We start from the raw sequence: 6,287 nt of genomic DNA on the forward strand, positions 1-6,287 counted from the left end.
ATCGTGCCCGAGCCGGTGCGCTCGCCCCTGTGCCAGCCGTTGAGCATCGGCCCCACCGACAAGGCGATCGCGGGGATGTTGACGGTGGCCGCCGCCATCAGACAGGCCGGCGTGGTCTTGTCACAGCCGATCGTCAGCACGACGCCGTCGAGCGGATAGCCGTACAGCACCTCGACCAGCGCCATATAGGCGAGATTGCGGTCGAGCCCGGCGGTCGGGCGCTTGCCGGTCTCCTGGATCGGGTGGACGGGGAATTCGAGCGCGATGCCGCCGGCCTCGCGAATGCCCTCGCGCAGCCGCTCGGCGAGCACGAGATGGTGGCGGTTGCAGGGCGAGAGGTCGGAGCCGGTCTGCGCGATGCCGATGATCGGCTTGCCCGAGCGCAGCTCCTCGAGGCTCAGCCCGAAGTTGAGATAGCGCTCGAGATAGAGCGACGTCATGTCGATATTCTCGGGATTGTCGAACCAGGCGCGCGAGCGGAGGCGGGCGGGGGGCGTGGGGTCGGTCATGGCTGTCGGTGTTCCGGACGAGAAGGGGTGTCGATGGTCGGGCGGGCAGGATCGGGCGGGGGCTGGCGGATCGCCGCGATCGGCGCCCCTCGGTCCCGCGCCTCCTGTTGACGCGTCGTGGGGGCGTATATACTCAGACAAAAACGCCGAGGGCAAGCCCATGCGCAGGCCCGGCCGGTGCTGGAGAAGGAAGTGACGATGGCCGGACCGGCTCCCTCGACGACGATGCGACCGACCGTGGACGGCGGCCCGAACGGGGGCGGCGCCGCCTATCGCCCCGCGCTGACGCTGCTCGCCAGCCTGTTCTTCATGTGGGGCTTCATCACCGTCATCAACAACACGCTGCTGCCGCATCTGCGCTCGGTGTTCGCGCTCAGCTATCGCCAGACGACCTTGCTCGAATCGGTCTGGTTCATCGCCTATTTCTTCGCGTCGATCCCGTCGGCCAAGCTGATCGAGCGGATCGGCTACAAAAAGTCGATGGTGGTCGGGCTGCTGGTGATGGCAGCGGGCGCCTTGCTGATGATCCCGGCGGCGCGCATCCCCTCCTACGGCGTCGTGATGCTCGCGCTGTTCATCATCGCCAGCGGGATCACGCTGCTCCAGGTCGCCGCCAACCCCTATGTCGCGGTGATCGGCCCGGCGGAATCCGCACCCGCCAGGCTCAACCTCGTCCAGGCGTTCAACTCGATGGGGACGACGCTGGCGCCCCTGTTCGGCGGCTATCTGATCCTCGGCCGCTCGACCTCGGGGACGATGGTCGGCGGGGCCGGCACGCTGACCATGGCGCAACGGCTCGCCGACGCGCGCTCGGTGCAGCTGCCCTATCTGATCGTCGCGGTGGTGCTGGCGATCCTCGCGGTGGTGATCGCGCGCTTCCCGCTGCCGAGCTTCGGCGGCGCCGGCCGTCCCGGTGCCGCCGCCGAACGGCGCGGCCATTCGCTGTGGCGCCACCGCAATCTGGTGTTCGGCATCCCCGCGATCTTCATCTATCTGATCGCCGAAATCGGCGTCTCCAACCTGTTCATCAACTTCGTGTCGCAGCCGCAGATCGGCAATCTCAGCCACGAGACCGCCTCGCACTATCTGTTCCTGCTCTGGGGCGGGATGATGGTTGGCCGCTTCATCGGCAGCTATGTGATGCGCGTGATGCCCGCCGAGCGCGTGCTCGCGCTCGCCAGCATCGGCGCCTTCGTGGTGATGCTGATCGCCACCTTCACCAGCGGGCCGCTGGCGATGTGGGCGCTGATCTCGGTTGGGCTGTTCCACTCGATCATGTTCCCGACGATCTTCACGCTCGGCATCCGCGGGCTCGGCCCGCTGACCGAGGAGGGATCGGGGCTGCTGGTGATGGCGATCGCAGGCGGCGCGCTGGTCGTCGTGCAGGGCTGGCTGGCGGACAGCTACGGGCTGCAGTGGAGCTTTCTGCTCACCGCGGCCTGCGAACTCTACACGCTGTTCTACGCGCTGTGGGGCAGCCGCACGCGCGACGCCGTCGCGGATCTGTAGGATTTGCGGGCACAGCTCTCCCGCCAGGGCGGGGAGAGAGGGAGGTCAACGGCCGGCGCGTCTCTTGCCAAGGGGCACCCGGTGCTGGACGGCTTGGGGTAAGCCAAGTGCGGTTGGTAACCAAAACAGCCGCGTCCAGACTTTGTACTTGGGGACCAAGGCCCCTGCCCACGGTTGGCCTGGCAGGGTGTGACGTCGGTCCACGGTTACGTTCTCAGCGAAGCTTCGGCTTGGAAAACCGGATGACTCCGCGCCGGCCGCCCGATCGATGCCAGCGTGACGCTCGCCGCGATCGGTTCCCGTCCTTCGCACCCTTGCGCTTCGGGGTAAAAGGACGCGTCGACAGTTAACCCAAATGGTTCGTCTTGTCAAGCGGATTGTGCGATCCCGCTATTATGGGAACGCTCTCTCGCTCTCGGTCGAGCCCGGGCGACGATTCCACACACCGCTGCCATCAGGTCGCCGCGCCCGTCATCCGCGCCAGGATCGCCGCGAGCTTCGCCGCCACCGCCGGGTCGCGCGCGGCGGGTGCGGTCAGGATCGCCTGGTCGAGCACAGTGTCGATCGGCGAGGGCGTGCGCTCGGCCGGCAGCGCGGTCGCCAGCGCCTCGACCAGACGGCGCGCGGTGGCGGCATTGGCGTGCATCTGCGCGATCACGTCGGTGGCGACGACGCCCGCCTCCTCCTCGCGCCAGCAATCATAGTCGGTGACCATGCCGACCAGCGCATAGGGCAGCTCCGCCTCGCGCGCGAGCCGCGCCTCGGGCATCGCGGTCATGCCGATCAGGTCGGCGCCCCATTGCCGGTAGGCGAGGCTTTCGGCGCGGGTCGAGAATTGCGGGCCCTCCATCGCCAGATAGGTGGCGCCGGTCGCAGCGGTGCCCCCCGCCGCTTCGATCGCCGCCGCGGCGAAGGCGGAGAGGCGCGGGCAGGTCGGATCGGCGAGCGAGACATGTGCGACGAGACCGGTGCCGAAGAAGCTCGCCGGTCGCGCAACGGTGCGGTCGATGAACTGGTCGACCACCGCGAAGATGCCCGGCGGCAGCTCCTCGCGCAGCGAGCCGACCGAGGAGATGGCGAGCAGGTCGGTCGCGCCGAGCCGTTTGAGCGCATCGATATTGGCGCGCGCGTTGATCTCCGAGGGCGGGATGCGGTGGCCGGCGCCGTGGCGCGGCAGGAACAGCAGTCGGGTCGTGCCGATCCGCGCCTCGAGGATGCGGTCGGAGGGCGGACCCCAGGGCGTCTCGACCGCGTGCCATGCGGTCTCGGCGAGCCCGTCCAGCGCGTAGAGGCCCGAGCCGCCGATGATCCCGATCGTCCAGCCGCCCACTGCCTATCTCCCGAATGATGCGAGGTGGTTGACGCAAGCGCCCTGTCCCCGCAAGTGCCGATCATGCGCTTCTTCTCCGACAACGCCGCCGCCGTCTCCCCCGCCGTGCTGGAGGCGATGGCCGCCGCCAACCATGTCGACACCGCCTACGATGGCGATGCGCTGAGCCAGCGTCTCGACGGCGTCTTCTCCGATCTGTTCGGCACGCCCTGCGCGGCCTTGTGGGTGTCGACGGGCACCGCCGCCAACTGCCTGGCGCTGGCGACGATGGTGCCCCCGCATGGCGGCGTGTTCTGCCACGCCGAGGCGCACATCAACGCCGACGAGGCCGGCGCGCCCGAATTCTTCACGCACGGGGCGAAGCTGCTGCCGCTGGCGGGCGAGGGCGCCAAGCTGACGCCGGAGGTGGTCGTGGCGGCGCGGAAAGATATCCGAGCGGACGTCCACCGCGTCCAGCCGCATGCGCTGTCGATCACCAATGCGACCGAATATGGGCTGGTCTACACCCCCGACGAGGTTGCGGCGCTGAGCGCGGTCGCGCGCAACCACAGGCTCGGGCTGCACATGGACGGGGCGCGCTTCGCCAATGCGGTGGCGACGCTCGGCTGCCACCCGGGCGAGGTGACATGGCGCGCGGGGGTCGACGTGCTGAGCTTCGGCTTCGTCAAGAATGGCGGGATGTCGGCCGAGGCGCTGGTCTATTTCCGCACCGATCTGGTCGAGGTCGCCAAGATCCGCCGCAAGCGCGCGGGGCATCTTAATTCCAAGGGCCGCTATCAGGCCGCGCAGATCATCGCATTGCTCGACGAGGATCGCTGGCTGGACAATGCGCGCGGGGCCAATGCCGGGGCGGCGACGCTGGCGGCGGCGGCGGGGGACCGGCTGCGCTATCCGGTCGAGGCCAACGAGCTGTTCGTGCGGCTGACCGCGGCCGAGGCGGCGACGCTGCGCGCACAGGGCTTCGACTTCTACGATTGGGGCGCGGACGAGGCGCGGCTGGTGACGTCGTGGGACCAGCCGGCGGCCGAGATCGACGCGCTGGCGGCGGCGATCCGGGCGCTCGACTAGATGTCGGCGCGCCTCTCCGTTGCGACGCGACCGGCGCGCGCGCGGGGTGGCTGCCCTTCGACTGCGCTCAGGGCGAACGGGAGGGGGCGTATGGCTTGGGACGTGACTGCTAGTTGCGCGCTCGCCGGGCGCCGTCCCACCCCCGTTCGGCCTGAGCGCAGTCGAAGGCCACGCGCGGATGGTGGCTGTGCTTCGCCTGCGCTCAGCACGAACGGGGAGGGGTGGATGGTCGGGACCGTGGTCGGTGACAGCCCGTTCGCCGGGCGCACGCCTACCCCCGTTCGGCCTGAGCGCAGTCGAAGGCCACGCTCGGAGGGTGGCTGTGCTTCGACTGCGCTCAGCACGAACGGAGAGGGGCGGAGGGTCAGGACCGCGATCGGCGACCGCTTGCTCGCCGGGCGCCGTCCCACCTCCGTTCGGCCTGAGCGCAGTCGAAGCCTGTCCCGAGCGACGCCGCAGGCGGCATCGAGGGGGCCGCGCGCCGATGGTGGCTGTGCTTCGACTGCGCTCAGCACGAACGGCAAAAGGCGCGGCGACTCGGCCGCGATGACGCTTATGACCAACGGGCGCGCGACATGACCGAGCAGCTGACCGACACCCGCCCGCTCGATGCGGGCCGGCGCGCGCGCGTCGCGATCCCGTTCATCCTGTGCACGCTGATCTGGTCGTCGACCTGGCTGGTGATCCGCTTCCAGCTCGGCGTGGTGCCGCCGGCCTGGTCGGTGACCTACCGCTTCCTGATCGCCGCCGCGGCGATGCTGCTCTATGCGCGGCTGAGCGGCGCGCGGCTGCGCTTCACGCCGCGCGAACATGGCCTGGCGGCAGTCTACGGCGTCGCGCAATATGCGCTCAACTACTTCTGCGTCTATCTCGCCGAGCGCAGCGTGACCTCGGGGCTGGTCGCGGTGCTGTTCGCGCTGCTGATCGTGCCCAATGCGCTGTTCGCCTGGATCTTCTTGAAGCAGGGCGTGTCGCGCGCCTTCCTGCTCGGCTCGGCGGTCGCGGCGGTCGGGCTGGTGCTGCTGTTCGCGCACGAACTCGGCGCGGTGCCGCACGCGCGGAGCCTGATCTGGACCGGGATCGGCTGGTCGCTGCTCGGCGTCTTGTTCTCCTCGATCGCCAATGTCGCGCAGGCGAGCAAGGCCGCGCGCGCGGTGCCGGTGGCGTCGCTGATCGCCTGGGGGATGGTGTGGGGCGTGGGCTTCGACGCGCTGTCGGCCTGGGCGATCGACGGGCCGCCCGCCTTCGATCCGCATCCCGCCTATTGGGGCGGCATCCTCTATCTCGGGCTGGTCGGCTCGGCGCTCGCCTTCACCTGCTATTTCTACGTGATCCGCGCGATCGGCCCGGGACGCGCGGCCTATACCAGCGTGCTGAGCCCAGGGCTGGCGATGGGGCTGTCGACGATCTTCGAGGGCTATCGCTGGTCGCCCGAGGCGATCGTCGGCTGCCTGCTGTCGCTGGCCGGGCTGTTCGTCGCGCTGCAGGCGAGGCAGGCGGCAAGCCCGGCGCGATAGTCGGCGAAGCGCGGCGCCCAGCCGAGCAGTCGTTTGGCGCGGCCGTTGGCGACGCGGCGGTTCTCGGCATAGAAGCCGCGCGCCATCGCGGTGAGGCTCGGGTCGTCGACCGCGAGCAGCGGCGGCGCGGGCAGGCCGAGCAGCGCGCACGCCGCCTCGATCACCGCATTTTGGCTGCTCGGCCGCTCGTCGGCGATATTGTAGACCCCCGGCGGCCCGTCAAACGAGGCGATGACCGCGGCGACGATGTCGTCGATATGGATGCGGCTGAACACCTGTTCGGGGAGATCGATGCGGTGCGCGCGGCCCTGCCGCACGCGATCGAGCGCCGAGCGGCCGGGGCCGTAGATGCCG

5 protein-coding genes and 1 pseudogene are annotated in these 6,287 nt (G+C 69.7%); 3 read left to right on the top strand and 3 right to left on the bottom strand.

The window, feature by feature from the left end; genetic code table 11:
- Nucleotides 1-509 (bottom strand): dihydroxy-acid dehydratase (locus Q0326_RS09620; RefSeq protein ID WP_298689588.1); only part of this gene is annotated, 509 nt, incomplete at its 3' end.
- Nucleotides 510-734: 225 nt separating this feature from the next.
- Here Q0326_RS09620 and Q0326_RS09625 point away from each other — a divergent pair.
- Nucleotides 735-2,018, top strand: coding sequence for a sugar MFS transporter (locus tag Q0326_RS09625; RefSeq protein ID WP_298689595.1), 1,284 nt, complete (start codon nucleotides 735-737; stop codon nucleotides 2,016-2,018).
- Between the two features lie 454 nt (nucleotides 2,019-2,472).
- Here Q0326_RS09625 and mtnP read toward each other — a convergent pair whose 3' ends face one another.
- Nucleotides 2,473-3,348 carry an S-methyl-5'-thioadenosine phosphorylase gene (mtnP, locus tag Q0326_RS09630; protein ID WP_298689590.1) on the bottom strand — a complete coding sequence of 292 codons (876 nt, stop codon included), beginning with the start codon at nucleotides 3,346-3,348 and terminating at the stop codon, nucleotides 2,473-2,475.
- Between the two features lie 63 nt (nucleotides 3,349-3,411).
- Here mtnP and Q0326_RS09635 point away from each other — a divergent pair, with 63 nt between their 5' ends.
- Together Q0326_RS09635 and Q0326_RS09640 are read left to right on the top strand one after the other, a co-directional pair.
- On the top strand, nucleotides 3,412-4,416 hold the full coding sequence (locus Q0326_RS09635) for a beta-eliminating lyase-related protein (RefSeq protein ID WP_298689597.1): 1,005 nt from the start codon (nucleotides 3,412-3,414) through the stop codon (nucleotides 4,414-4,416).
- Nucleotides 4,417-4,991: 575 nt separating this feature from the next.
- Complete coding sequence (locus Q0326_RS09640) at nucleotides 4,992-5,933, top strand: EamA family transporter (protein ID WP_298689593.1); 942 nt, start codon at nucleotides 4,992-4,994, stop codon at nucleotides 5,931-5,933.
- On the opposite strand, the pseudogene Q0326_RS09645 reads toward Q0326_RS09640, so the two are convergent.
- Nucleotides 5,834-6,287 (bottom strand): annotated as a pseudogene (locus Q0326_RS09645) (SDR family NAD(P)-dependent oxidoreductase); the annotation flags it as partial. The gene Q0326_RS09640 and the pseudogene Q0326_RS09645 overlap by 100 nt on opposite strands.

The sequence above is a fragment of the uncultured Sphingomonas sp. genome, assembly GCF_937859915.1.
GTDB lineage: Bacteria > Pseudomonadota > Alphaproteobacteria > Sphingomonadales > Sphingomonadaceae > Solisphingomonas.

Bases quoted from the DNA above. Each gene is read 5' to 3' on its own strand.
- Q0326_RS09625 (WP_298689595.1), top strand. From the start codon at position 735: ATGCGACCGACCGTGGACGGCGGCCCGAACGGGGGCGGCGCCGCCTAT.
- Q0326_RS09635 (WP_298689597.1), top strand. From the start codon at position 3,412: ATGCGCTTCTTCTCCGACAACGCCGCCGCCGTCTCCCCCGCCGTGCTG.
- Q0326_RS09640 (WP_298689593.1), top strand. From the start codon at position 4,992: ATGACCGAGCAGCTGACCGACACCCGCCCGCTCGATGCGGGCCGGCGC.